Origin of the sequence: Brevibacillus sp. DP1.3A, from assembly GCF_013284245.2 — a bacterium.
Lineage (GTDB): Bacteria > Bacillota > Bacilli > Brevibacillales > Brevibacillaceae > Brevibacillus.
This window is the reverse complement of sequence record NZ_CP085876.1, coordinates 2,124,306-2,148,522: the sequence shown is the minus strand read 5'-3', so window position 1 is coordinate 2,148,522 and position 24,217 is coordinate 2,124,306. Positions and strand designations below refer to the sequence as shown.

The following is a 24,217-nucleotide window of genomic DNA, read 5'->3' as shown; positions in this document are numbered from 1 at the left end:
AAATAAGCGAAGGGCTCATTGTTCACAAGACATGAGCCCTTCGCTTTATGTGGCTAAACGGAATAAGCTGGTTGTTTCAACAAGGAAGTCATTTTTTGTTCCATAAAGGAAATCGTTGACTCCAGATGATGAATGGTATACTCCCAGCAAAAACGTTGATATTCGTCAAAATTCATTTCCAGCTTTTTATAAGAGGCCTTACTTTGTTGGAGCAATTGACGTTGTGTATCCAAACAGCCCTCTAGCAAATCCTTTTGCTCGTCGATCGTGCGGCTCTTGCCGAAGAAAATCTTAACCAGCATGTCTGAACGCAATACTGGCGGCAAGATAGGCGTCTGGATTTCTTGACGGAAAGATTGTTTTCCGGCTTCTGTAATACGGTACAAAATCTTGTTCGGCTTGCCAGACTGAATGATTTCTTGCTTCGTTACGAAGCCTTCTTCCTCCAGTTTGCGTAATGCTGGATAAATAGCACCAAAGCTAGCGTCATAAAAGAATCCAATGCTGTTTGTAAACGCTTGCTTAATATCGTAGCCACTCATTTCCCCATAGCTCAAGAAACCCAGTATGATCGTTTTAACATCCATCTCTTCGCATCCTCCGTTACCGTTCTTTTTCTCTCTCTAGCGGCTAGGACTTAGCCTTTATGTTCAAAATATTCTTTAACTACATGTTATTATAAAGGCATTCAAATAATTATACCAATGCTATTTCTTTATTATATCAATCAAAATTAATGATATATCCAAACACTCGACTAGAAATTGGGCGTCCCTTCCCCCTCCGCTCCCCATAAGATGATACATACCTATCTGCTGTAGGGGGAGAGATCGGTGAAAAGTAAAAAATGGTCCCAATATACGCGGGTAAAGTACCCTGTGAGCAGCAGCAGTCTGCACCCATTTAATTTCTTCGTTCCCATTGTCGAGCGAGTTCAAGAGGGAGTAGTCTCCATCGTGACCGAAGATGCTCCCCATTCCAAAGACGTGGATTCGTTAATTCGCAGCCTCATTGATCATGAAGATAATTCTCCACCCATGGAACGAAGCTTTGGCTCCGGATTTCTTTTTCATCCGAAAGGGTATATCTTGACGAGCGAGCATGTCATCGGCAAATCCAAAAACATTTTCGTGAAGCTATATAACGGTAGAGTGTTTGAAGCCAAACGCATTATAGCTGATCGAGTCCGGGATTACGCCGTCATCAAAATTGATGCAGACTGCAAGCTATATCCGCTGCCACTCGGCAACTCCTCTCATACAAAAGTAGGAGAATGGGTCATTAGCGTCGGTTCTCCACCTGTGTTCAAAGAGACAAAAAACGAGCCTAGTTCCGGGCCAAATACAGCGCAAATTGAACGGGACGAGCTATCGCCTTTTTGTATAGCGCCATGTCACCCATCTGGCGAAAAACCTCTCTCCCCGGCTTGGGGTTCACTTCGATTAACCACGCACGTCCGTCCACATCCACCCCAATGTCCAGTCCGAATTCCATCATGCGGCCGAAATAGTCCTCGAGCGTGTTTGCTACATCAAAAGCAAGCCGATAACATTCCTGTTTGATCAGCTCTCCCCGCTCCCCTCCAAATCGCCTGGACATAAACCATTCAAAGGGAATCGCTTTGCCTCCACCATGCAAATTGGAAGTAGCACTGCCGTTCTCTCCCATGCGTACTGCGCAGCCTGTCACCGCCCACTCCCCACGCTCGTCTTTTTGAATCAATAGCCGGACATCGACGACATGCTTGCGTAGCAGTCCTAGGTCCAATCCTTGTTGCACCAGGAAATTACCATCGCGAATACGCTGTTCCTCCACCCACGTTTTGACCCATTTTTCCACGCCTTCCACCGTATCAATCCGGGCAACACGATAGTTATGCTTTTTGTCACGTCCAGAGAGGCTATACTCCTTGCCGCTGCTCTTCACTCTGAGGATGCTTCTTCCCCCTGTGCCATTGCCTGGCTTGACATAGACAAGCCCATGGCGTGCGAGCATGTTTCGGACCAAGCCTTTTTCGTAAATATGCGTCTCCGGAATCCAGCGTTTGACGCGTTCATCGGAAGCGAGCAGATTCGTCACTCTCCATTTCTTACTGAACGGACTGTTTGCAAAGAAAAACAGATCGCTATTCCTTAGCCGGATATACTCCTTTACCCTGCGGCGGTACCGATCGATTACAACTTCTGGCCAAGGGAACGATTTACTTATCCACCCCCCGTTCGGTTTTGGGATGAAGCCCTTGATCTTTCTTGCGGGAACATTGACGTCCTGATGCGAAAACAGGTAGATTTCCGCGCCTAGCTTTTGCCCTGTTTGAACCAGCTTTCGCAAATAATCTGGCTCCTCAAAGCGTACACCTTCCCGCCAGGTTAAAATGCCGATTACCCGTTTCGAAAGCATCGTAACACCCTCTTTGCTTCTTATTTCGCGATTAGTGTATGTGTGGACACCTTATAGGGAAACATTTGTCCATGAAAACGGGCTTGACTACTCACCATTGACAAAGTGTCATTCCAACTTTTCGTTACTTACTTTTTTCAAGCTAATCTGTTAGAATAAAGGGCAACAATAATGCTGCTAGATAGAGGTGACGCCGATATGAGTCAAGATTTTTCAGGCGAACACATGTGTCCAAAATATGAATGTGCAATGAACGTCCTTGGAAAACGCTGGACCGGCCTGATTATTCATGTGTTGCTACGCGGGACTGTACGATTCAAAGATATCCGCGAAATGGTTCCACATATGAGCGATAAAATGCTCTCTGAAAGACTGAAGGAGCTGGAGGAGCTCGAGATTTTGGAGCGCAAAGTGTACCCGGAGATTCCGGTTCGCATTGAATACGAATTGACCAAAAAAGGAAAAGCCCTACGTCCTGTTATTGATTCCATTCACGAATGGGGCCAAAATTGGATGTAGCATAACCCCACTTGTCCAAGACGGATAAGCGGGGTTTTTTATTTGCGGTCAGGCATAAGCTCCTCCCTTTTGCTGTAGACTCTAGCAACCCGAGATGAAGGGAGGACGGGCGATGCGAACGGCCGTCTACATTCGTGTCAGTACGGAGGATCAGGCACGTGAAGGATTTTCGATCCCCGCTCAAAGGGAAAAACTGCTCTCGTACGTTCACTCCCAAGGTTGGGAAGTCCATGCAGTTTACGCAGATGAAGGCGTAAGTGCCAAAGATACGAATCGCCCCGCACTCGGTCAGCTCCTGCAGGATATTCGAACGGGCGAAATCGATGTCGTCCTCGTCTATCGACTCGATCGGCTCACTCGCTCTGTCCTTGATCTGTATCAGCTCCTACAGGAGTTCGATCGACATGCGGTACACTTTAAAAGCTGCACCGAGGTTTACGATACGACTACGGCAATCGGGCGACTGTTTATAACCTTAGTGGCTGCCCTCGCACAATGGGAACGGGAAAACTTGGCGGAACGGGTCAAGCTGGGTATGAGCCAGATGGCAAGAGAACGAAAACGACCAGGAGGACCTGCACCATTTGGATACAATCTGGTGCGAGGAACGCTGGTCGTGAATCAAATGGAAGCAGATGGCGTACGTAGCATGTTCGAGCGCTATGATCGAGGCGAATCTCCGCGCCAAATCGCAGAATGGGCGAATCATTCTGGATTGCGCGGCAAAAATGGCGCTTCATGGAGTGCAAGTGCCGTGCTTCGCTTGTTAAAAAATCCGGTCTATCATGGTGCGTTGCGTTGGAATTACACCGACGCCGATCAACAACGCAATGACCCGGAGGAATGGATTATCGAAGAGGCAACTCACCCCGCCATCATCGATCAGCCTTGTTTCTCGCGGGTGCAGGAACGGATGAGTACTCGCGGCACAAGCCATCCCCGCGTTCTCAGCTCCCGCTACCTCTTTTCCGGATTGCTGTACTGCTCGCGTTGCGGCTCCTCTATGCGTGGCAAAACAACCACAATCACGGGAAAAGGAGAAAAGCGTTACACGCACCGCTACTATTTATGTAAAAACAAGCTGGCTGGTACGTGTGAGGCTCCTGCCATACGTGAGGATCGCTTGGAAAAAGCCATTGTGCACGAGCTGATGCAGCATTCGCCAGAGTCAATCGCTGCGTTGAAGGACGTGTATCAGACTGTTTTACAGACGAATTCCCGCGCTCCCGCGAAAGAAACCGAGCAACAGCTGCAAATTCGGAGGCAGCGCTGGGAACAAGCTTATGAAGAGGGATTCCTTACTCTCCCTGCCTTACGAGAGAAAATCAGTGCGTTGGAGCTGGCTGCAAAAGAACGGGAACGGACATACTCTGCTTTTTCAAAAGGACAACCGCTTGATCTAAATGCCCTTTCTAATTGGCATCTCATTTGGACGCATGCAAATGAAAAAGAACGGCGATTACTCGTGTGCACACTCATCCAACGTGTTGACGCGGAAGCAACAGACACTGCCTCTGGTCAGAAAAATCGAGAGGTCTGCCTGCATCTTTTGTCTTTTCACTGAAATTGCCCCTAATTTTGCCTGTATGGCGACAGTTGGTTCCCCACTTGGTTTGGAAAATTCTGTGACAGCGGGGATCATCAGTGCCAAAAACCGCCGCTTACAGGTTGCGAAGCGAATGTACGAAGAAATTTTTCAAACGGATGCTGCCATTAACCCAGGAAATAGCGGAGGTCCACTCATTAATTTGAATGGGGAAGTCGTTGGTCTCAATGCATTCATCATTCAATCCAGCCAATGCTTGGGCTTCGCCATCGGAATTGACGCCCTCAAAATGCAATTGGAGCAATACGTATTCAAGTGAGAAGCAAACGTTTCAATAAAAAAACCCCGTCTAGGAGGACGGGGATTGCTTCTCTAATGCAATAAGATATACATTTGGACCTTCTGTGTTGATTTGTTCTTCTGCCTGTTTTAATTGTTGCAGCTGAGCGGCCGTAAGCTGTGCGATAGGCAGTTCACTCAAACGATTCTGTTCCATGCGCGTCATTCCTCCGTTATGTCAGACTCACGATCGTAGTCTGCCCTACCGGGAGAGTATGTATTTACGCAGTGAGATCAAAAGCTTTGGCAATCGCAGAACACGAACGTTTGCAGAAAACGATGGGTAGCTCGCGATCTTTAGCTTGGTTTTTCACGGTTTTGGCCAAGTTGTGATTGACGAAATCAGTCAACACCAGAATCATGTGGATACCAGCTGGTATTTTCACCCCGGTTTGCGAGCTTTTCCGTCCAGTTACGTGGTGAATATCCTTGAAGCCTTGTCCTTGCAGAAGTTCGATAATATTGCCCAGGCGATCTCCGCCAATTACTAAAATGGATGACATTACTTGTTACCTCCTTAAATTTAGGTGATTGTAGGATTTATGTTTTCTTCTCAGAACGTTAATTGATAATGAATATCACTCTTATTGATAAATATTATCATTCCCAATTGCCTTTGACAATACTCTCCATGATAACTTTTTTGTCAAAAAACAAAACTAGAAACGAAGCCGATAGGCAAAGCCACGGCGCTCTAACGTTCCTGCCCCCTTTTCCAAATTACACCGCACCATATTCTTCGTAATCATAAGAAAATGTACATAGGTGTTGCCCGGGTGTTTTTACCAACGGTATAATGAGAAAATAGATTGTGAATGAGGAGGTGGCGTAGGTGCAAGAAATTACACAGCTGCACGCCATTTTTGATCGCACCAAAGGTTATATCAACAGCTTCATGGGCGTTATCCAGCCGATTATCGACGCGGCAACGGACGAGCATACTCGTCTTTACTACCATCATATTTTGGAAGAAGAAGAACAACGCATGGGTCGCTTGCAGGAATTGGTTCCCTACCTGGAGAAGCTATCCTCAGGAAAAAGCCTGGATCAGCTCAGTGATCGCGACCTCTCGCAAATGCTGTCCGATGTGAATCTGGAACGTTTTGGACTGCACAATTTCCGCGAGCATCTGGAGCTCTCTCTGTATGAATTCAAGGATGACGAAACACGTCAGCTCCTGGATGGCATGCGCGAAAAGACGCATACAGACTATTTGACTGTCAAAGAGATCATGGCGAACATGAGTCAGCGATTCTCTGATACGGCTCATCCTGATCTCACTGATCACGATGAGGGGCACGACATTCACCAGGTAGATCATTTGAAAGCTTCGGCTTCCGCTCCTCACGGTGTTGCTTCCGTGATCAAGCATTCCGCCCCTGCAGCTTCTGGCAAAAAAGGACTGACAGTTGGCAGCTTGAAAGGAATGTAAAGAACCGGAAATCCTGAAATGACATGGAGGTTACACTATGGACAAGCTTCGTAAATACCCAGACTCTCCCTTGACGACTGAAGAATGGAATCAGCTGGACGCAACTGTCGTTGACATGGCTCGCCGCCAGCTGGTAGGACGTCGTTTTATCGATATTTATGGACCATTGGGTGAAGGCATCCAAACCATTACCAACGATGTATATGAGGAATCCCGTTTTGGCGGTCTCTCCCTGCGTGGAGAATCACTGGAAATGACACAGCCTAGCCGCCGTGTCAGCATGACGATTCCGATCCTGTACAAGGACTTCATGCTCTACTGGCGCGATGTTGCCCAAGCACGCACACTGGGCATGCCTTTGGACATGAGCGCGGCTGCCAATGCAGCTGCTGGTGGTGCACTGATGGAAGACGATCTGATCTTCAACGGTGCTGCGGAATTCGACCTCCCAGGTCTGATGAACGTAAAAGGCCGCCTCACTCATCTGAAGAGCGATTGGATGGAATCTGGCAATGCGTTTGCCGATATCGTGGAAGCACGCAACAAGCTGTTGAAAATGGGCCACAGCGGTCCATATGCACTGGTTGTTTCTCCTGAGCTCTACTCGCTCTTGCATCGCGTGCACAAAGGCACTAACGTGCTTGAGATCGAGCATGTTCGCAATCTCGTTACAGATGGCGTCTTCCAATCTCCTACCATTAAAGGCCGTTCCGGCGTATTGGTAGCGACTGGCCGCCACAATCTCGACCTGGCGATTGCAGAAGACTTCGACTCCGCGTTCCTCGGAGACGAGCAAATGAACAGTCTGTTCCGTGTGTATGAGTGCGTTGTATTGCGCATCAAGCGCCCAAGCGCAATTTGCACTTTGGAAGAAACAGAAGAATAGGAAGCTCTTTGACACACCCATTGACGATTCTCGTCGTGGGTGTGTTTTTTCATCCTTGAAATATTTAACATATGACTTATAATAAGAACGTACGTTCCAAACTTTCGAAACAATCTGACACAAGTGTCGTTGGGGGGCTTTTTATGAGATGCGAGGTCAATGGCGTCAACCTTTATTATGAGGAGATCGGAAGCGGTTTTCCTGTCGTGATGATTCATGGTTTTTCACTTGATCACCGCTGCATGACTGGTTGTCTGGAACCAATTTTTGAGAAACGCTCAGGATATCGACGACTTTACATAGACCTTCCTGGAATGGGACAAACGGAAAACTACGAACATATCCACACCACGGACGATATTCTGGAGGTTGTCCTCTCGTTCATCGATCAGCTCATTCCAGGTGAGCCCTTTTTCATTGCAGGTGAATCATACGGTGGATATCTTACACGAGCAGTTATCGAGAAGCGCCGGGATCAAGTGAAGGGCGCCCTTTTCATCTGCCCGAACGTCATTCCTGATAAAGATAAGCGCACACTGCCGGATAAATCCATCTTAGTAAAAGAGCCTTCTCTCTGGGAGCAGTTGAGTGAGACGGAACGAGCGGAGTTTGCGTCGATGGCGGTAGTAGCTACCGATTATACGTGGAATCGCTATAAAAAAGAGATTGTCGACGGCTACATGCTGTCTGACCCTTCTTTCCTCAGTAAAATCAGACAGTCATACGGCGTGTCCTTCCCATTGGATACGGCCCCCTTCCCCCACCCGAGTCTTTTTGTTGTGGGCAAACAAGATCATTCTGTCGGCTATCGCGATATTTGGGATATCATCGAAGGCTATCCCCGTTCTTCTTTTGCCGCACTCGATTGTGCCGGACACAACTTGCAGATTGAGCAGCCGCTTCTGTTTACAGAGCTTGTGAATGAATGGCTGGATCGGGCACAAAGAGAGCTCTCCCTGTAAGACATAAATCAAAAAAGACAACCAGCTCAATGGCAATGGTTGTCTTTTTGCTTCTATTAAACATTTGTCACCAGAGATTCGCTATGGGCGTGGAATGCTTTGCCCAGTCGTGAGATCGCAAGCTCCGTGTCTTCCCGGTTCAAGAGTGTATAGTTCAAGCGCATCGTATTAACTGGCGGCTCGGCTGCATAAAACGGCTTCCCTGGCACGAATGCCACGCCTTCCTGTACGGAACGGGCCAGCAGCTTCTCAGCATCGACGTGCTCAGGAAGATTCACCCAGAGGAACATCCCGCCTCTTGGTTTTTCCCACTGTACGCCCTCCCAGTTTTGCGCAACTAAGAGCTCATGCATCCATTCCATGCGCGCCTTGTAGGACTCGCGGATTTTCTCAATGTGGCGCTCCAGATCAAAGCGGGACAAAAGCTCATACAGCGCGTACTGGTCGATTGTGCTCGACTGCAAATCAACCGCTTGCTTCGCCTTCACCATCATTTGAATCACGCGTGTATCTCCAATGGCCCATCCGGTACGCAAGCCTGGCGCGACAATTTTGGAAAAGGTACTGGTGTACACCACACAGGAATCGGTCGGATGCTCATCCAGTGAGAAAATCGAGCGGTACGGAGCTTCCCCATCAAATTGGATCTCTCCATATGGATCGTCTTCCAGGATGAGAATGTTTTGGGCCTTACATTGACGAAGCAAACCGAGACGGCGTTCGAGGCTCCATACCTTTCCTGTCGGATTAGCAAAGGTAGGAATGACATACACCATTTTCGGGCGATACTGGGCAATTTTTTTCGCCAGATCGTCCATATCCATCCCATCAGCATCGCCGTCTACGGGAATCGCTTTGATTCCCCGGAATTGGAACAACTGAACCGCTGCCAAATAGGTAGGGTTTTCTACGAGAACGACATCGCCTTCATCTAAATATACACGGCACAACAAGTCCACTGCTTGCTGAGAGCCCGTAGTGATGATCATATTATCTACACCGACGTTCATATGCTTTTGCTTCATGCGGGATGCAATCCACTCACGAAGCGGCAAGTATCCATCAGTCAATCCGTACTGAAGAGCTTTTGCTCCTTGTTCGAATGCGCGGTTGAACGCTTCACGCATCTCTGCGATTGGAAAAGAATCCTCTGCTGGCAGTCCACCTGCGAGCGAGAGCACTTGATTGCCTTGGGTCAGCTTCAAGATTTCCCGGACAGCCGAGGAGGATAGTGCTTCAACAGATTTTGAAAATGAGTACTCCATGTTCCGTTCCCCCTTGATTTTGCTTATCCTTGTTTTATCACTGTCAACAGCGTAAGTCCAATCCTTACTAGCTATGAGCGGATAGGTTTTGACTATGTCGAGCGGTTGTTCAATCGTTAGTCTTGACACACTGCATGCAAAAAACCCCTCTTCGTATCTAACGAAAAGGGGGCTATATGTATGGGCTATATCTTCCTAGGCGATTCGAAACACACGTGGTTTCTCTGTGTGTGGGAGGAAAGAGAGGTCTACATGCGTGGACGCTTCTTCCATGCCAATATCGCTTGCCAAAAGCAATGCCTCTTCTTGGAAGGTTGGCGTACAGCTGCCTTCATTCAGTTCACAGAGACGCTTCAATCGCTTCAGTCTCTCTGCGGACTTCTCCACTCTCATGCATTCGTTCGTCAGCTCACAAACGTTGACGTGACGAGCATCAGCGATCATGCTGATATCATTCACATGGACAATCAGTCTTTTGCCTTCTTCTGTTACAAATCCGATCGAGCAAAAATGCGCACCTGACATTTCCAAACGAGTGAGAACAGCATTGGCGTAAACTTCTCCCGTCCGCAAGCGAATCTGGCCTGCTTCAATGGCTCCGCCGATTTTTCGCTCGTTGGCGATCACCGTATACATATCCGTGTAACCGTTAATCTGATAGCGCATGGTACCCTCCCGCTCTCGCTGAGACTAATTATCATTAACAATGTCATCGTATAATGAAAATCATTATCTGTCAATAATGAGAATGATTTTTATTCTAGAATAAAAAAACCACACTCCATTTGTATGGTAGTGTGGTCGAATTCCCTTGCCTTCATTTTGTTTTCGTAAACAACCCCAACCGCTCAATCCGTTGGACCGCTTCTGCGAGACGATCTTCATTGGATAACAAAGCCGCTCGCACATAGCCCTCACCTGTCGGACCAAAGCCATTTCCTGGCGCTACGACGACATGCGCTTTTTCCAATAGCAGGTCAGAGAACTCCACGGAAGTAAAGCCACTTGGAACAGGAAGCCAAGCAAAAAACGAACCTTGAGATGGTGGCGCCTGCCAGCCAATCCGATGCAGATTGGAGTACAAGGCATTGCGGCGGCTTTCGTAGACAGCGACGAGATCGCGAACGCACTGCTGTGACTCCGTCATCGCTTTGGCTGCCGCCATCTGTACCGCTCCGAACAGACTGACGAAGTAATGGTCCTGAATGAGGTTAATCAGACGAACCAGCTCGCGATTTCCTACCATGGCACCAACACGCCAGCCTGCCATGTTGTACGTTTTGGACAAGGTATAAAATTCTACGCCCACTTCTTTTGCTCCCGGAACCTGCATGAAGCTGACTGGCTTTTTCCCGTCATAGCTGATCGCCCCGTAGGCGAAGTCATGGCAGACGACGATTTCATGTTTTCGGGCAAAACGAATCGTTTCCTCATAAAACTCGAGTGGTGCGTTGACTGCTGTTGGATTGTTCGGATAGTTGAGAAACATCAGTTTCGCTCGATCCAAATCAGCTTGGGAGAGCTGGCTGTAGTCTGGCAAAAAGTCATTTTCCGCCTTCAGAGGCATCATGACCATCCGTCCGCCTACGACTGCAACCCCCGACCAATAATCCGGATAGCCTGGGTCCGGAACCAGTGCAACATCGCCTGCGTTCATGAGTACTTGGCAAATCTCTACGAGTCCGGTTTTGCTGCCGAACAATATCGCTACTTCTTCCTCCGGATCGAGGTCTACATCAAATTCTTGCTTATACCAATGAGCCACTGCCTGCTTCAGTTCCACGCGTCCCTGAAAAGGCGGATATTTGTGATGGAGTGGTTGTGCCGCTTGTGCCTGTAATTCTTCAATAATGTGCGGCGGTGTCGGCAAATCGGGATTGCCCTGCCCTAGGTTAATGACGTCATGGCCTTGCGCAATGACCTTGTTTACTTTTGCCACCAGGGTCGCAAAAAACTGGGTAGGGAGTCGATCAATCATGTCGGAGGGTTGAATGCGCATCTTTCTTCCATTCCTTTCTTGGGCCCAATACAGTAAAACCCCCTTTTTCCATACAGAAAAAGGGGGAGATCAGCTTGGTCACGTCCTTATCTGTCAGGAAAAAATCCTGCTGGAATTGGCACAGCATCTGTCCATCACATGGAACAGATCCGCTGCCGGGCTTCATAGGGCCAGTCCCTCCACCTCTCTGAATAAGTCAAACACACGGAATATACTGTTTTTTCGTCTATATCATACTACTTGAGCACGTAAACCGTGTCAAGATGCTTGATTCTGTACCGACACTTGATGCCTTCTTTTTTGAAATGAGGTGTGGAAAGCGAAGAATGCCACAGACAACAGACACAAGCCTGCCATCACGAACAATAGTCCCTGCGCATGAATCGATTGGAAAATGAAGGCGCCGAGCAGTGGCCCGAGCATCCGCCCTGCTGATCCAGTTCCTGCAATCAGACCTTGAATGAAGCCTTCACGTCCCTCTGGCGTAAACTGTGCAGCTACTGCCGGCACCGCTGGCCACACGAGCATTTCTCCTAGCGTCATGACGAACATGCCTGCCACAAAGCCTGCATAAACCGTTGATTGCGACAGAATCAGCATCGACAAGGCAAAAATATAAGCGCCCAAGAGCATTTGTGCTTTTAGCGTACGGGCAAAGCGTCGAATGACCCACGCAATCAATGGCTGTCCAAACAGGATCAAACCTCCGTTCAGCGTCCACAACAGACTGTATTGACGGAGTGAAATGCCCAGGGATTGCATGTAGGTAGACAGCACCGTCGTCCATTGTACATAGACAATCCAGCTAATTAATAGCCCCCCGCATAATAGCAGCAATGCTCCCCATACCACCTTTGGCTCTTGCTGTGGTTGTTGCAGCACATCACCAGTTGCTTGCTCAGACATACTTTGTCCAGTCGTCGAGTTTTCGCGTTGTTCCACCATTTTTAACTGACGCGGCAAAATGAGCATGAACATGGCGAGCACAATCACTTGCGAGATCGCATTACCGAAAAACGTCCAGGCAAACGAAACACTTGCCAAGAAGCCGCCCAGCGCAGAACCGGCAGCTACCCCCACATTGAGGGTGACATAAATCAGATTGATTCCTTTCCGTCCCCCGTCCGGCCATAACACTACTGCCAGTGCATTCATCACAGGAGAAAGTGTTCCGTAAAACAGTCCATTCAATAGAAGCAAGACAACATAAATCGTAAAATCTTGCGTAAGACCTAAGCCGATCGATATCAGAATAACGCCGATGGAACCGACAATGATGGTGCGCATTTTTCCCCAGCGGTCAAACATCATCCCGCCGACAATACTCCCGATCAGGAATGCGCCTTGATTTAAAAGCAACAAGAAGCCGGCTACAGTCAGCGGCTTTCCGAGATGGTTGTGAATATAGATCGTGACTAGCGGCCAAATACACGCCATTCCTGTAGAAAAAATGACGGCAGCAATCGCCAATAAACGAATGCTGCTCGGATAGGATTCCCACTTTTGCCTCATGGCTTACTTCTCTCCCCAATGGAAATCGCCGCTTTTTCCGCCTGTTTTGGATTGCAGACTGGTTGGACCGATTATCATTTCTTTATCCATGGCTTTGCACATGTCATACACGGTCAAAGCCGCTACGCTGACAGCGGTCAACGCTTCCATCTCGACGCCAGTTTTCCCTGTCGTCTTCACGGTTCCTGTAATCGCAAGCGTCGTTTCATCTACAAAAGCAAATTGTATGTCGATGCCAGTCAATGGCAGCGGATGACACATCGGGATGATTTCCCACGTCTTTTTGGCAGCCATGACACCTGCTACCTGCGCAACTGCGAGTACATCGCCCTTTTCGATCCGACCTTCGCGGATTCTGGCGAGTGTTTCGGGTTTCATGCTGATTTGGCTTTCGGCTACAGCCACCCGTTTTGTGACGTCCTTCTCAGACACGTCCACCATCCGAGCTCGATTTTGTTCATTAAAATGTGTTAATTGATCAGTCATACTAGTATCGTTCCTCCTCTATCTCCTCCTACCTTACTCCCGCCACTGGATAAAAGCAATGGGAATGTAGAGGACACTGTTTCGTTATCTTGCTCATCCACTCCTAAAAACGTACGAAGAACAGGTGCTGGAGGTATACTGTGCGTACACAGCTCAAAGGAGGCGTATGGAAATGGAAACGATTAAGGATCAGACGGTACGTTGGTCAATGCTTGTGCATGGTGATTGGACCATTTATTTGGCTGCAACGACTGCCGGGCTTTGTTATGTCGGCTCGGTCAACCAGCCTTTTGCTGAATTGGAAGCGTGGGTTGAAAAGCATCATCCACAAAGTGCACTGGTGCAAGACGAACCATGGCTAAAGCCTTTTGCAACAGAACTGATGGAGTATTTGCAGGGGACGCGCGAGCATTTTTCCATGGATTGCGACCTGTCTGGAACGCCTTTTCAGCTCGCTGTCTGGGAGGCACTGTGCCAAATCCCATACGGTCAAACGGCATCGTACACCGACATTGCGAACATCATTGAAAAGCCTGCTGCTGTTCGTGCCGTCGGTGCAGCAATCGGTGCCAATCCGGTTCTCATTACAGTCCCCTGCCACCGCGTTGTCGGTAAAAACGGATCACTAACTGGCTATCGTGGAGGACTGTCCATGAAGACAACTCTGCTTGATCTGGAGAAAAAGACAAATCGGGGTGTGAGGCATGGCTAAATCAGTGACAGAAAGGATCGCTGCACTTGACTGGCATTCCCTGCAACAGGAGCTGGACGAACAAGGCTATGCTTCTTTTCCTTCCTTATTAAGCGCGGATGCGTGCGACGAATTAATCGCTTCGTATGGAGAGGATGACCTTTTTCGCAATACGATCCAGATGGCACGGTACCGTTTCGGCGAAGGAGAGTATCGTTATTATCAGCCTCCCCTTCCCTCGCTTTTGCAGGAGCTTCGCGAAGGCTTTTATCCGATGCTTGCCCAGACTGCGAATCGATGGCTGGAAATGCTTGGACGCGAAGCCATCTATCCTGCTACCCTCCCTGAATTTTTGGCGCAATGTCACGATCAGGGTCAACTGCGCTCTACTCCATTGATTTTGAAATACGAAATGGGCGGCTACAATTGTTTACACCAGGATATGTACGGCGAGGTGTTCTTCCCGTTTCAAGTCGTTTTTGCCTTAAATCAGAAGGAGAAGGACTACACTGGCGGAGAATTTCTGCTGATGGAGCAACGGCCACGCGCGCAGAGCCGAGGACATGTGATAACCTTGGAGCAAGGCGCTGGCCTGATTTTCCCGACATCCTATCGTCCTGTGCAGGGAACGCGAGGCTACTATAAAAACACGCTGCGCCACGGTGTCAGCACGATTACCTCAGGAAAGCGTTACAGCCTCGGGATTATTTTTCATGATGCAAAGTGAGGAATGCCCAATATGAAATGCATCCTTTCCTATAAAATGCCGAAAACCCTCCTCAATAAAGGAAGCGGATTTCTTGAGGATTACACCCACTCGCTCAATCCGTATACAGGCTGTTCTTTCGCCTGCTCCTATTGCTATGTTCGACAAATGCCTGTCTCTTTGTTCCGCAACGAGCAATGGGGCACGTGGGTTGACATTAAGCAGCATGCTGCCGATTTATTGCGCAAGGAGCTAATCCGGGCAAAGAAAAAAGGAAAGGTGACCATCTTCATGTCTTCGAGTACAGACCCGTACCAGCCCATCGAACAAACGGAAAAGGTAACGAGGTCTTTACTCGAAGTCATGGTAGAGAATCCACCCGATTTTTTGTTGGTGCAGACGAGAAGTCCCTTGGTTTGGCGGGATGCCGATTTGTTGCTCCTGCTGGGTGATCGCGTCCGTGTCAGCATGACCGTCGAGACCGATTTGGAGGAGATTCGTAGGCACTTTAGCCCGCAAGCTCCCCCCATTCAAGCGCGGCTCAAAACACTCGAGCGCTTGGCGGAAGCAGGCATCCCTACTCAAGCAACCCTTGCCCCTGTTTTGCCAAGCAGTGAGTCATTCCCCGAGATTTTGCGCCCCTTGGTAACACGCGTCTGTGTCGACGACTTTTATATGGGAGATGGCAGCGGCGGTAAACGAACAAAAAGAAACGGCATTCCTGCTCTCTATGAACAGCTTGGACTGGAACAATGGTATGATCCCTCCGCCTATCGGATCGTCTATGATCGGCTATTACGTGTTTTCCCCCCGGACCAGATCTATTTGAGTCAGGAAGGCTTCGCCCCTTAGAATCAACCGCTGATTGAAACACCCCATTCATTGGCAACTTTGATCGGTTTATGATATCGTCTAGCCTAGAGAGTAGTATCATCTAGGGAAATGAGGAATTGTCTTGACCATTACGATCTTGTTATTTGCCGGACTCGCTGAACGTGCGAATGCCCGGGAAGTACAATTGACCCTATCTGAAGGCGCGACCGTTAGCGATCTTCTGCAAGCAGTGGAAAAAGAATATCCTGCGCTCTCTGCGCTTTTGGGCAGTTGCTTCGTCTCCATCAATCATGAATATGCGGCGAAAAATCAGGTCATTTCAGCCAACGACGAGATTGCCCTCTTACCTCCTGTAAGCGGCGGAGAAGAAGATCCGCGCTTTGCCATTACCGAGGAGCCTATTTCTGCGGACAAGCTGGTTCGCCTGGTGAGCAACCCGCATGCAGGCGCGGTCCTTACTTTTGTCGGAACTGTTCGGGAATTTACCCATGGTCAGCGCACGGTTTATTTGTCTTATGAAGCTTATGCCCCTATGGCTGTTGAAAAAATGAAGCAGGTCGCAGCAGAGATCGAGGAACGCTGGCCGGGAGCACAAGTCGCGATGCACCATCGTATCGGTAATTTGGCTGTGGAAGAGATTGCGGTTGTTTGTGCCGTTGCAACTGCACATCGTAATGAATCGTTTGAAGCAGGCCGTTATGCCATCGAGCGACTCAAGCAGATCGTTCCTATTTGGAAAAAAGAAATGTGGGAAGATGGAAGCGAATGGAAGGGACATCAGCAAGGACCGTGGAATCCGCTTGCGATGCCAGAAGGAAAGGTGGAGTAACGCCTTGGATACTCGCTATTCCCGTCAGATATTGTTTCATCCGATCGGGCGCAGTGGACAGGAAAAGCTCGGGCAAAGCCGTGTAGCCATCGTCGGCATGGGAGCGCTCGGAACTGTTCTCTCCAATCATATGGTCCGTGCTGGAGTAGGTTTTGTCCGCATCATTGACCGCGACTTTGTCGAGCCGAGCAACTTGCAGCGTCAAATGCTCTACGACGAATCCGATGCAGCCGAGCATTTGCCAAAAGCCATCGCCGCTCACGCCAAACTGACAAAGATCAACTCAGCCGTCACCATCGAACCGATTGTCGCAGACCTCACCGCTTACAATGCAGAGGAATTGCTGGCAGATGTCGATCTCGTTCTAGATGCGACGGATAATTTTCAGGTGAGATATCTCGTGAACGATGTTTGCGTTAAGCATAGTATTCCGTGGGTGTACGGTGGCGCTGTGAGTGCAACCGGAACATTTACAGCGATTCGTCCGGGAATCACGCCTTGCTTGCGCTGTCTTTTCCCTGAAGCGCCAAACCCAGGTGAGATGCCTACCTGTGACACGGCTGGCGTCATCGGACCGATCATTCACATCGTCGCCTCCTATCAGGCAACAGAAGCATTCAAGCTGTTAGTGAACGCAACCGATGAGCTCAATCCGAATTTGGAGCACTTTGAGATTTGGCATAACCGCCATCAGCAAATCAAGGTGGTCAATGCCCGCCGAGACGACTGTCCGACATGTGGGCACAAGCAATTTTCGTTTTTGCAGCCCGATACTCAAGATGGACAAGCCGTTTCGCTTTGCGGTCGAGACACCGTACAAATCTCGCCCGCCGCTGCAATGACACTTGATCTGAACGCATTGGCTGATAGACTCTCCCCTTTGGGACAAATCGAGCAAAACAAGTTTTTGCTGCGTTTCCGTGTCGATACGTACACGCTCGTTATTTTCCCGGATGGTCGCGTCCTCGTGCAAGGCACAGATGACATCAGCTTGGCACGTTCGCTTCATGCCAAGTATATCGGCGCGTAACTGGTTTACTCGTCATGAAAAAAGCTGTCCCAGACCGTCATCCGGACGAAGGGGCAGCTTTTTTATGCCGTTAGAACAAATGTAATCGTAAACGTGGTACCTTTCCCTACTTCACTCTCAACGGCGATTGTGGCATGATGCAAATCGATTATTTTTTTAACGATTGCCAGTCCCAGGCCACTGCCCGAATTGGCACGGTTCCGCGATGGGTCCGCCTTGAAAAACCTCTCGAAAATGCGCTCCTGATTTTCCTTAGATATCCCGATTCCCGAGTCGGCCACTTTCACGAGCACTTCTCCATTTACTGTCTCCAGCTTTACGCTGATTTTCCCGCCTGCCTCCGTGAATTTGATGCTGTTGCCTAGCAAGTTGGTCCAGACTTGACTCAGCATATCTTCGTCGGCGACGATTTCGACTTTTTCCAAGTCGATGTCCATTTCAATCTCTTTCGCCATCCATTGCGGTTCACATGCAAGGATGATCGTGCGTAGCTGCGTGTCCAACCGATACCGCTTCCGTTCTAAATCATGCTGGATGCCTTCTAGCGCAGTGAGCTTAAGCAGGTTGTCACTGATCTTGGATAGTCGCTTGCTTTCCGACTCAATAATCTCCAAGTAACGATGACGCTCTTCTGGGCTAAGTCTTTCATTATGCAGGGCGCGAGCAAACCCGCTGATCGACGTCAAAGGCGATTGAATTTCGTGGGAAACATTGGAGATGAACTCCTGCCGCAGCTTCTCCATCTCATTTAATTGCTCCGCCACGTGGTTGATGCCATCCACCAGCTCCCCCCATTCGTGCGCCAGCTTGATATCGAGATTGACCCGAAAATCCCCCATGGCAATCCGTCTGAGCGCATCAATCAATGGTTGAAACCTGCCCCGATGCCTTGGCATGGTGAAAAAAGATATGATCATGCCTACCCCAATAAACAAAATGAAGCTCACAACTGAATTGACCAACGCTTCTACAAGATCATTGGGATGATAGCCCATATAGCCATAAAAGAGAGTGGTACTCCCGTATGCACCTAGCCCGCATAAGGCAAAAACAGCACATAAGCCCACCACTCCTGCGATTTTCAGCAAAACACGAGAATATTCTGGCCCCCTCTTTTTCATACGACGATCTCCAAACGATAACCAAGTCCCCGGACTGTTCGGATCAAAAAGCCGTACATCGCTTCTGGAAAACGCTCCCTCAAGCGGTTGATATGCACGTCTACCGTACGCTCATTTCCTTCAAAATCATAGCCCCATATTTGTTCGATCAGCTGCTCGCGGGAAATGGTCTGCCCGGGATTGCTGGCCAGTTTGAACAGCAGCTCGAACTCCTTTAGTGGAATGGTCCATGTTTTCGTGCCACTGGCTACTGCAAACGTTTTACGATCAAGCAGCAGTTTCCCTGCTTGAACCTGATGCGAAGCGGCAATCCGGTAACGCTTGAGCAGCGCTTTTACCCGGACGACCAGCTCCTGCGGATCAAACGGCTTCACCAAATAATCGTCTGTCCCTAGCTCAAAGCCTTTGATTTTTTGCGATGTCTCTCCCTTCGCAGTCAGCATGAGCAAGGGAAAATCATAATGCTTGCGAAGCTTTCGACACAACTCCCAGCCATCCATGTTCGGCATCATGATGTCAAGAATCACCAGTTGTGCCTGAACCGATTCCAGTTTGTCCAGTGCCTCCTGTCCGTCTGCCGCTTCCACTATCGTAAAGCCTTCATTGCGCAAGAAGACGCTGACGAGCTCGCGAATATGCGGATCGTCGTCGACTACCATAATCGTGGTCACGTTCTACACCCTCTCTTTTACGAGCAATTGCTGACTAGCCAATTCGCGGTACATCTCATGGGTTTGAAAAAGCTCTTCATGTGTACCCATACCTGTGATTTTTCCCTTTTCCAAAAAGACGATTTGATCTGCTTCCACTACAGTCGATAAGCGATGGGCGATCACGAGGGTGGTACGTCCCTTCATCAAATTTTGCAACGCCTTCTGGACGATCATCTCGGAATTGCTGTCCAAGCTAGAGGTCGCTTCATCGAGCATCAAGATTTGCGGGTCCCGAAGCAGTGCACGGGCAATCCCAATTCGTTGGCGCTGACCGCCCGATAGCTTCATGCCTCGCTCCCCTACTTCTGTCTCATAGCCATTCGGCAATTCTTCAATAAATTGATCCGCATAGGCCATCTTTGCTGCCTCCTTCAGTTCCTCCTCGCTAATCGCCCGTGAAATCCCGTAGCAAATATTTTCTCGGATGGTTCCGGCGATCAATGGACTTTCCTGGGACACGTAGCCGATTTGACTTCTCCATGACTTCAACGAAAAATCCGTGATGGGATCATTGCCCAGCCTGATTTCTCCACTCAGTGGCTGGTAATACCTTTCAACCAGGGAAAACAACGTCGTCTTGCCGCTACCGCTTGGTCCGACAATCGCATTTACTTTTCCGGCCCCAATCGTAAAGGTGACATCATCGAGAATCGTTTCCCCGTTCTCATATGCAAAGCTCACATGGTTCAAATGAATGGGCAGGCCAGCGTTTTCAAGCGTTTGTCCTGTCAAAAGATCTTCTTCTTCGGCGTCCAGAGTCGTAATGATTCTTTCTGTTGCCCCCATGGCTTTTTGCAAGGAGGTGAAAAACTGTGTGAATTGCCCCAGTGGTATGACGATTTGCACCAGATACAAAATAAACGCGACTAGCTCACCAGCTGTCAATACTCCCGTGGACACCCGCATGCCACCATAGCCGATCACAACAACAAGCAGCACCATCAGGATAAAGGACATTAACGGTCCAATGACGGCTTGGACTCTTCCTTCTTTTAGCCCGAATCGGAACAAATTCCCGATTGCCTTTGTTCCCATCCCCAGTTCGTGTGTTTCGGCATTGGAAGATTTGACGAGCCGCATCTCTTGGAGCACTTGATTCATAATCGTCGTAAAGCTGGCGGTCTCATCTTGCAGTCCTTTCGAAATTTTGTACATCTGACTGCCTAGCGGAATGAGAATCCCGATGCACAGCGGTACAGCAACGAGCATTGTTAACGTCATTTGCCAATCGAGGTATAGCAAAGTCACGACAGAACCAACAATTGTGATTAATCCTGTGAAAAAGCTGGACAGTTGATCACTAATCAGGCTTTTCACGACACCTGTATCGTTGGTCATTCGACTGATCGTCTCACCCGTCCGGTTGTTATCATAATAAGAGATCGGCAGGACGAGCAGCTTTTTCCAGAGTCGTTCACGGAGTGAGGCCACCACACTCTCGCCGACATGATTTAATAAGTAGATGGACAACCCTCCCACAATGGCTTGTACGATAAAGGCAACGATCAATAAAATGATTTGTGGTGTTGTGATCGTAGATAGGGAAAAGCTGTCCACCAAATCCTTCGTAAACAACGGAATTACTAAACTAACCAGTGTGGTGGCGATGCTCATGAACAACGCGACACCGATTTTTAGCTTGGATGGTTTTGTTTCCCTTATTAATCGAAAGAAAGGTCGCCAGTTTCCCCATTTCGCTACGCTATTGGTCTGTTCCATTCGTCATTTCTCCCCTTTTTCCTCCACTCATTTTCACTTGCAAGAGATAAGATACTGCATGAATGTAAACGAAATATAAACGGGATAATAATTGAAGTGCGTGCAATTTTCTTCTTTATAATAAGAAGACGTTCGTGATCCAATTTTCTTTACCTATGATTTTTGTATATAAATGATGAATTTGGGGTAGAAGCCGGGAAACAAATCGTATATAATAGGTTCGTAATGAAGAAACGAAACAAGGTTTCATCAGATGAAACTCCAAGTTATTACTAGGGAGGTTGTATACATTGGCTAACAAAGATGCTTACAAAGTAAAGTCTTCCCTGCAAGTAGGCGACAAGTCTTTTGCTTACTATCGCCTGCAAGGGTTGGAAGAACAAGGATTGGGCGATGTTTCCAAACTGCCGTTCTCCATTAAAGTTCTGCTCGAGGCTGCTGTCCGTCAGTTCGACGGCCGCGCGATCACTAAAGAACACGTACAACAATTGGCGACCTGGACAAAAGGCCGCGACGAAAACCAAGAAGTACCTCTCATGCCAGCTCGTATCGTTCTGCAAGACTTCACCGGTGTACCGGCTGTAGTTGACTTGGCAGCGATGCGCATCGCGATGAAGCGCGCTGGTGGAGATCCAAAACGAATCAACCCATTGGTTCCAGTTGACCTCGTTATCGACCACTCCGTCATGGTTGACGATTTCGGTAACGCGTCCGCTCTGGACAACAACATGAAATTGGAATTCGAACGCAACCAAGAGCGCTACCGCTTCCTGCGTTGGGCACAAACTGCGTTTGACAACTTCCGTGCGGTTCCTCCAGCTACTGGTATCGTTCACCAAGTAAACTTGGAGTACCTCGCAACTGTAATCGCTACTCGTGAAGTAGATGGCGAATTGGTTGCTTTCCCTGACTCTCTCGTAGGTACTGACTCCCACACCACTATGATCAACGGTCTTGGTGTTCTTGGATGGGGTGTTGGTGGTATCGAGGCAGAAGCAGGAATGCTCGGCCAACCTCTGTATTTCGTAACTCCAGAAGTAGTTGGTTTCAAACTGACTGGCACACTGAATGCTGGTGCAACTGCAACCGACCTCGCTCTGACTGTTACGCAAATGCTGCGTAAAAAAGGCGTTGTAGGTAAATTCGTGGAGTTCTACGGACCAGGCCTGTCCAACATCTCGCTGGCTGACCGCGCTACCGTAGCAAACATGGCACCTGAGTACGGCGCTACAATGGGCTTCTTCCCAGTAGATGCTGAAACAATCAACTACATGCGTCAAACTGGTCGTGAAGAAGACCTCATCTCTTTGGTTGAAACTTACACCAAAGCACAAGGCCTCTTCCGTACTGACGAGACTGTTGACCCAGTATTCTCCGAAACATTGGAACTGGATCTGTCCACTGTCGTACCTAGCTTGGCTGGTCCAAAACGTCCTCAAGACCGCGTAGAACTGACTGCTATGAAGGAATCCTTCAATAACAGCCTCGTGACGCCGATCGACAAAGGCGGATTTGGTCTCTCCGAAGAGAAAATCGCAGCTAGCGCACCAGTTGCTTATGCAAACGGTGAAAAAGCTACGCTGAAAACTGGTTCGGTTGTAATCGCAGCGATCACTTCCTGTACCAATACATCAAATCCTAGCGTAATGCTGGGTGCAGGTATCCTGGCGAAAAAAGCAGTGGAAAAAGGCCTGAAAAAGCCTGCTTTCGTAAAAAGCTCCCTGGCTCCAGGTTCCCGCGTAGTTACACAATACCTGACTGACGCTGGTCTGATCGACTCCTTGGATGCTATCGGATTCAACGTAGTAGGTTATGGTTGCACCACTTGCATCGGTAACTCCGGCCCATTGCCAGAGGAAACCAGCAAAGCTATCGCAGACGAAGATCTGACAGTTGCAGCGGTACTCTCCGGTAACCGTAACTTCGAAGGCCGTATCCATGCACAGGTAAAAGCGAACTACCTCGCTTCTCCTCCATTGGTTATCGCCTATGCACTGGCAGGTACTGTAGATATCGACCTGACTACAGAGCCAATCGGTACTGGCAATGACGGTCAACCTGTATTCTTGAAAGACATCTGGCCATCTCCACAAGAGATCGCAGCTGCAATGGACAAAGCTATGAATCCTGCTCTGTTCCGCGCTGAGTACGGCCAAGTGTTCACGCAAAACGAAGCTTGGAACAAAATCGACGTTCCAACTGGCGACCTGTATGAGTGGGATGAAAAATCCACGTACATCCAAGAGCCGCCATTCTTCCAAAACCTAGCTGGAGAAATCGCTAAAATCGCAGACATCAAAGCAGCGAACACCATCGCACTCTTCGGTGATTCTGTGACGACTGACCATATCTCCCCAGCTGGTAACATCTCGCCAACTAGCCCAGCAGGTCTGTATCTGCAAGCAAACGGCGTAGAGCGCAAAGACTTCAACTCCTACGGTGCTCGTCGTGGTAGCCACGATGTAATGATGCGCGGTACATTTGCAAACATCCGTATCCGCAACCAAGTAGCTCCTGGAACTGAGGGCGGCGTAACCAAATACTTGCCAACTGACGAAGTAATGTCCATCTACGATGCTTCTATGAAGTATCAAGCAGACGGTACTCCACTCGTTGTACTGGCTGGTAAAGAGTACGGTACTGGTTCTTCCCGTGACTGGGCAGCAAAAGGTACATTCCTCTTGGGTATCAAAGCGGTTATCGCTGAGAGCTTCGAGCGTATCCACCGTGCTAACCTGGTTGGTATGGGCGTTCTGCCTCTGCAATTCGCTGGTGACCAAAGCTGGAAGTCCCTTGGCATCGACGGTACTGAGTCCTTCAACATTGTGGGCCTCTCCGATGATGTTCAACCTGGCCAACGCGTAAAAGTAGAAGCAACGAAAAAAGACGGCAGCACTTTGGAATTCGAAGTAATTGTGCGCCTCGATTCCATGGTAGACGTAGACTACTACCGCAATGGTGGTATCCTGCAAACGGTTCTGCGTCAATTGCTGGATGAAGGTAAACCAGTAACTGCGTAAGCAAACGAATAAAAAATAAGTTCGTATCAGCACCCACCCAATGAAAAGAGCAGACTCCGAGTTATCTCGGCAGTCTGCTCTTTTTACGTTTCCAGCCAGACGCATGGCTGTCGTTTGCAGGTTACCGATTGACTGCTTTTTGTTTCCTCTTCCTGATAGGCCACGCTTAAGTGGAAGATGTGGTGAATACGCATGGAAGAGGGAAGTG

General features: G+C 48.8%; 24 protein-coding genes, 1 pseudogene and 1 riboswitch. Of the genes and pseudogenes, 13 read left to right on the top strand and 12 right to left on the bottom strand.

Annotated elements, in window-relative coordinates; all coding sequences use genetic code 11:
* Positions 1–53 precede the first annotated feature (53 nt).
* Positions 54–587, bottom strand: a complete 534-nt coding sequence (locus HP399_RS09890) for a PadR family transcriptional regulator (RefSeq protein ID WP_144613527.1) — start codon at positions 585–587, stop codon at positions 54–56.
* A 450-nt stretch (positions 588–1,037) separates the two neighbouring features.
* Here HP399_RS09890 and HP399_RS09885 point away from each other — a divergent pair.
* A pseudogene (locus HP399_RS09885) lies at positions 1,038–1,247 on the top strand (trypsin-like peptidase domain-containing protein); the annotation flags it as partial.
* A 79-nt stretch (positions 1,248–1,326) separates the two neighbouring features.
* Here the strand turns inward: HP399_RS09885 and HP399_RS09880 are convergent.
* Positions 1,327–2,400, bottom strand: coding sequence for a YheC/YheD family endospore coat-associated protein (locus tag HP399_RS09880; RefSeq protein WP_173618494.1), 1,074 nt, complete (start codon positions 2,398–2,400; stop codon positions 1,327–1,329).
* Between the two features lie 198 nt (positions 2,401–2,598).
* On the opposite strand from HP399_RS09880, the gene HP399_RS09875 reads away from it, so the two are divergent.
* The 3 genes from HP399_RS09875 to HP399_RS09865 all read left to right on the top strand — a co-directional run bounded on the left by HP399_RS09875 (position 2,599) and on the right by HP399_RS09865 (position 4,784).
* Complete coding sequence (locus HP399_RS09875; protein ID WP_173618495.1) at positions 2,599–2,919, top strand: winged helix-turn-helix transcriptional regulator; 321 nt, start codon at positions 2,599–2,601, stop codon at positions 2,917–2,919.
* Between the two features lie 112 nt (positions 2,920–3,031).
* Positions 3,032–4,483 carry a recombinase family protein gene (locus tag HP399_RS09870; protein WP_173618496.1) on the top strand — a complete coding sequence of 484 codons (1,452 nt, stop codon included), beginning with the start codon at positions 3,032–3,034 and terminating at the stop codon, positions 4,481–4,483.
* Between the two features lie 22 nt (positions 4,484–4,505).
* The gene (locus HP399_RS09865; RefSeq protein ID WP_173618497.1) at positions 4,506–4,784 is read left to right on the top strand and encodes a S1C family serine protease; all 279 of its coding nucleotides are present in this window, start codon (positions 4,506–4,508) and stop codon (positions 4,782–4,784) included.
* A 30-nt stretch (positions 4,785–4,814) separates the two neighbouring features.
* Here HP399_RS09865 and HP399_RS09860 read toward each other — a convergent pair whose 3' ends face one another.
* Entirely contained in the window at positions 4,815–4,961 is a 147-nt protein-coding gene (locus HP399_RS09860) for a hypothetical protein (RefSeq protein WP_017250462.1), read from the bottom strand.
* 64 nt (positions 4,962–5,025) lie between these two features.
* Complete coding sequence (locus HP399_RS09855; protein WP_016742090.1) at positions 5,026–5,307, bottom strand: DUF2325 domain-containing protein; 282 nt, start codon at positions 5,305–5,307, stop codon at positions 5,026–5,028.
* Positions 5,308–5,636: 329 nt separating this feature from the next.
* Between HP399_RS09855 and HP399_RS09850 the strand changes: the two genes are divergently transcribed.
* From HP399_RS09850 to HP399_RS09840, 3 genes are all read left to right on the top strand, one after another.
* Positions 5,637–6,236 carry an IMEF encapsulin system ferritin-like cargo protein gene (locus tag HP399_RS09850; RefSeq protein WP_173618498.1) on the top strand — a complete coding sequence of 200 codons (600 nt, stop codon included), beginning with the start codon at positions 5,637–5,639 and terminating at the stop codon, positions 6,234–6,236.
* A gap of 37 nt (positions 6,237–6,273) precedes the next feature.
* Complete coding sequence (locus tag HP399_RS09845; RefSeq protein WP_007721249.1) at positions 6,274–7,122, top strand: family 1 encapsulin nanocompartment shell protein; 849 nt, start codon at positions 6,274–6,276, stop codon at positions 7,120–7,122.
* Between the two features lie 143 nt (positions 7,123–7,265).
* A complete protein-coding gene (locus tag HP399_RS09840) occupies positions 7,266–8,084 on the top strand; it encodes an alpha/beta fold hydrolase (RefSeq protein ID WP_173618499.1) in 819 nt (272 codons plus the stop codon).
* A gap of 56 nt (positions 8,085–8,140) precedes the next feature.
* Here the strand turns inward: HP399_RS09840 and HP399_RS09835 are convergent, their stop codons facing one another.
* The 5 genes from HP399_RS09835 to moaC all read right to left on the bottom strand — a co-directional run bounded on the left by HP399_RS09835 (position 8,141) and on the right by moaC (position 13,346).
* Positions 8,141–9,349, bottom strand: coding sequence for an aminotransferase-like domain-containing protein (locus tag HP399_RS09835; protein ID WP_173618500.1), 1,209 nt, complete (start codon positions 9,347–9,349; stop codon positions 8,141–8,143).
* Between the two features lie 195 nt (positions 9,350–9,544).
* Positions 9,545–10,015, bottom strand: coding sequence for a hypothetical protein (locus HP399_RS09830; RefSeq protein WP_088908737.1), 471 nt, complete (start codon positions 10,013–10,015; stop codon positions 9,545–9,547).
* Between the two features lie 151 nt (positions 10,016–10,166).
* The gene (locus tag HP399_RS09825; RefSeq protein ID WP_173618501.1) at positions 10,167–11,348 is read right to left on the bottom strand and encodes a pyridoxal phosphate-dependent aminotransferase; all 1,182 of its coding nucleotides are present in this window, start codon (positions 11,346–11,348) and stop codon (positions 10,167–10,169) included.
* A gap of 83 nt (positions 11,349–11,431) precedes the next feature.
* A riboswitch (SAM riboswitch) is annotated at positions 11,432–11,546 on the bottom strand.
* A gap of 60 nt (positions 11,547–11,606) precedes the next feature.
* Complete coding sequence (locus HP399_RS09820) at positions 11,607–12,860, bottom strand: MFS transporter (protein ID WP_173618502.1); 1,254 nt, start codon at positions 12,858–12,860, stop codon at positions 11,607–11,609.
* A gap of 3 nt (positions 12,861–12,863) precedes the next feature.
* Complete coding sequence (gene moaC / locus HP399_RS09815; RefSeq protein WP_173618503.1) at positions 12,864–13,346, bottom strand: cyclic pyranopterin monophosphate synthase MoaC; 483 nt, start codon at positions 13,344–13,346, stop codon at positions 12,864–12,866.
* A gap of 172 nt (positions 13,347–13,518) precedes the next feature.
* Between moaC and HP399_RS09810 the strand changes: the two genes are divergently transcribed.
* From HP399_RS09810 to HP399_RS09790, 5 genes are all read left to right on the top strand, one after another.
* Positions 13,519–14,058: a methylated-DNA--[protein]-cysteine S-methyltransferase gene (locus HP399_RS09810; RefSeq protein WP_173618504.1), complete on the top strand. Its 540-nt coding sequence runs from the start codon at positions 13,519–13,521 to the stop codon at positions 14,056–14,058.
* Complete coding sequence (locus HP399_RS09805) at positions 14,051–14,764, top strand: 2OG-Fe(II) oxygenase (RefSeq protein WP_173618505.1); 714 nt, start codon at positions 14,051–14,053, stop codon at positions 14,762–14,764. The genes HP399_RS09810 and HP399_RS09805 overlap by 8 nt, the downstream gene beginning before the upstream one ends.
* A 12-nt stretch (positions 14,765–14,776) precedes the next feature.
* The gene (locus HP399_RS09800) at positions 14,777–15,595 is read left to right on the top strand and encodes an SPL family radical SAM protein (protein ID WP_173618506.1); all 819 of its coding nucleotides are present in this window, start codon (positions 14,777–14,779) and stop codon (positions 15,593–15,595) included.
* A gap of 103 nt (positions 15,596–15,698) precedes the next feature.
* Positions 15,699–16,406, top strand: coding sequence for a molybdenum cofactor biosynthesis protein (locus HP399_RS09795; RefSeq protein WP_173618507.1), 708 nt, complete (start codon positions 15,699–15,701; stop codon positions 16,404–16,406).
* Positions 16,407–16,410: 4 nt separating this feature from the next.
* Complete coding sequence (locus HP399_RS09790; RefSeq protein WP_173618508.1) at positions 16,411–17,436, top strand: ThiF family adenylyltransferase; 1,026 nt, start codon at positions 16,411–16,413, stop codon at positions 17,434–17,436.
* Positions 17,437–17,498: 62 nt separating this feature from the next.
* Here HP399_RS09790 and HP399_RS09785 read toward each other — a convergent pair whose 3' ends face one another.
* From HP399_RS09785 to HP399_RS09775, 3 genes are read right to left on the bottom strand one after another with little or no spacing between them, the layout of a single operon-like run.
* Positions 17,499–18,557, bottom strand: a complete 1,059-nt coding sequence (locus HP399_RS09785; RefSeq protein WP_173618509.1) for a sensor histidine kinase — start codon at positions 18,555–18,557, stop codon at positions 17,499–17,501.
* The gene (locus HP399_RS09780) at positions 18,554–19,228 is read right to left on the bottom strand and encodes a response regulator transcription factor (RefSeq protein WP_173618510.1); all 675 of its coding nucleotides are present in this window, start codon (positions 19,226–19,228) and stop codon (positions 18,554–18,556) included. The genes HP399_RS09785 and HP399_RS09780 overlap by 4 nt, the downstream gene beginning before the upstream one ends.
* Positions 19,229–19,231: 3 nt before the next feature.
* Entirely contained in the window at positions 19,232–20,989 is a 1,758-nt protein-coding gene (locus HP399_RS09775; protein WP_173618511.1) for an ABC transporter ATP-binding protein, read from the bottom strand.
* Between the two features lie 290 nt (positions 20,990–21,279).
* On the opposite strand from HP399_RS09775, the gene acnA reads away from it, so the two are divergent.
* Positions 21,280–24,009, top strand: coding sequence for an aconitate hydratase AcnA (acnA, locus tag HP399_RS09770; protein ID WP_173618512.1), 2,730 nt, complete (start codon positions 21,280–21,282; stop codon positions 24,007–24,009).
* Positions 24,010–24,217 lie beyond the last annotated feature (208 nt).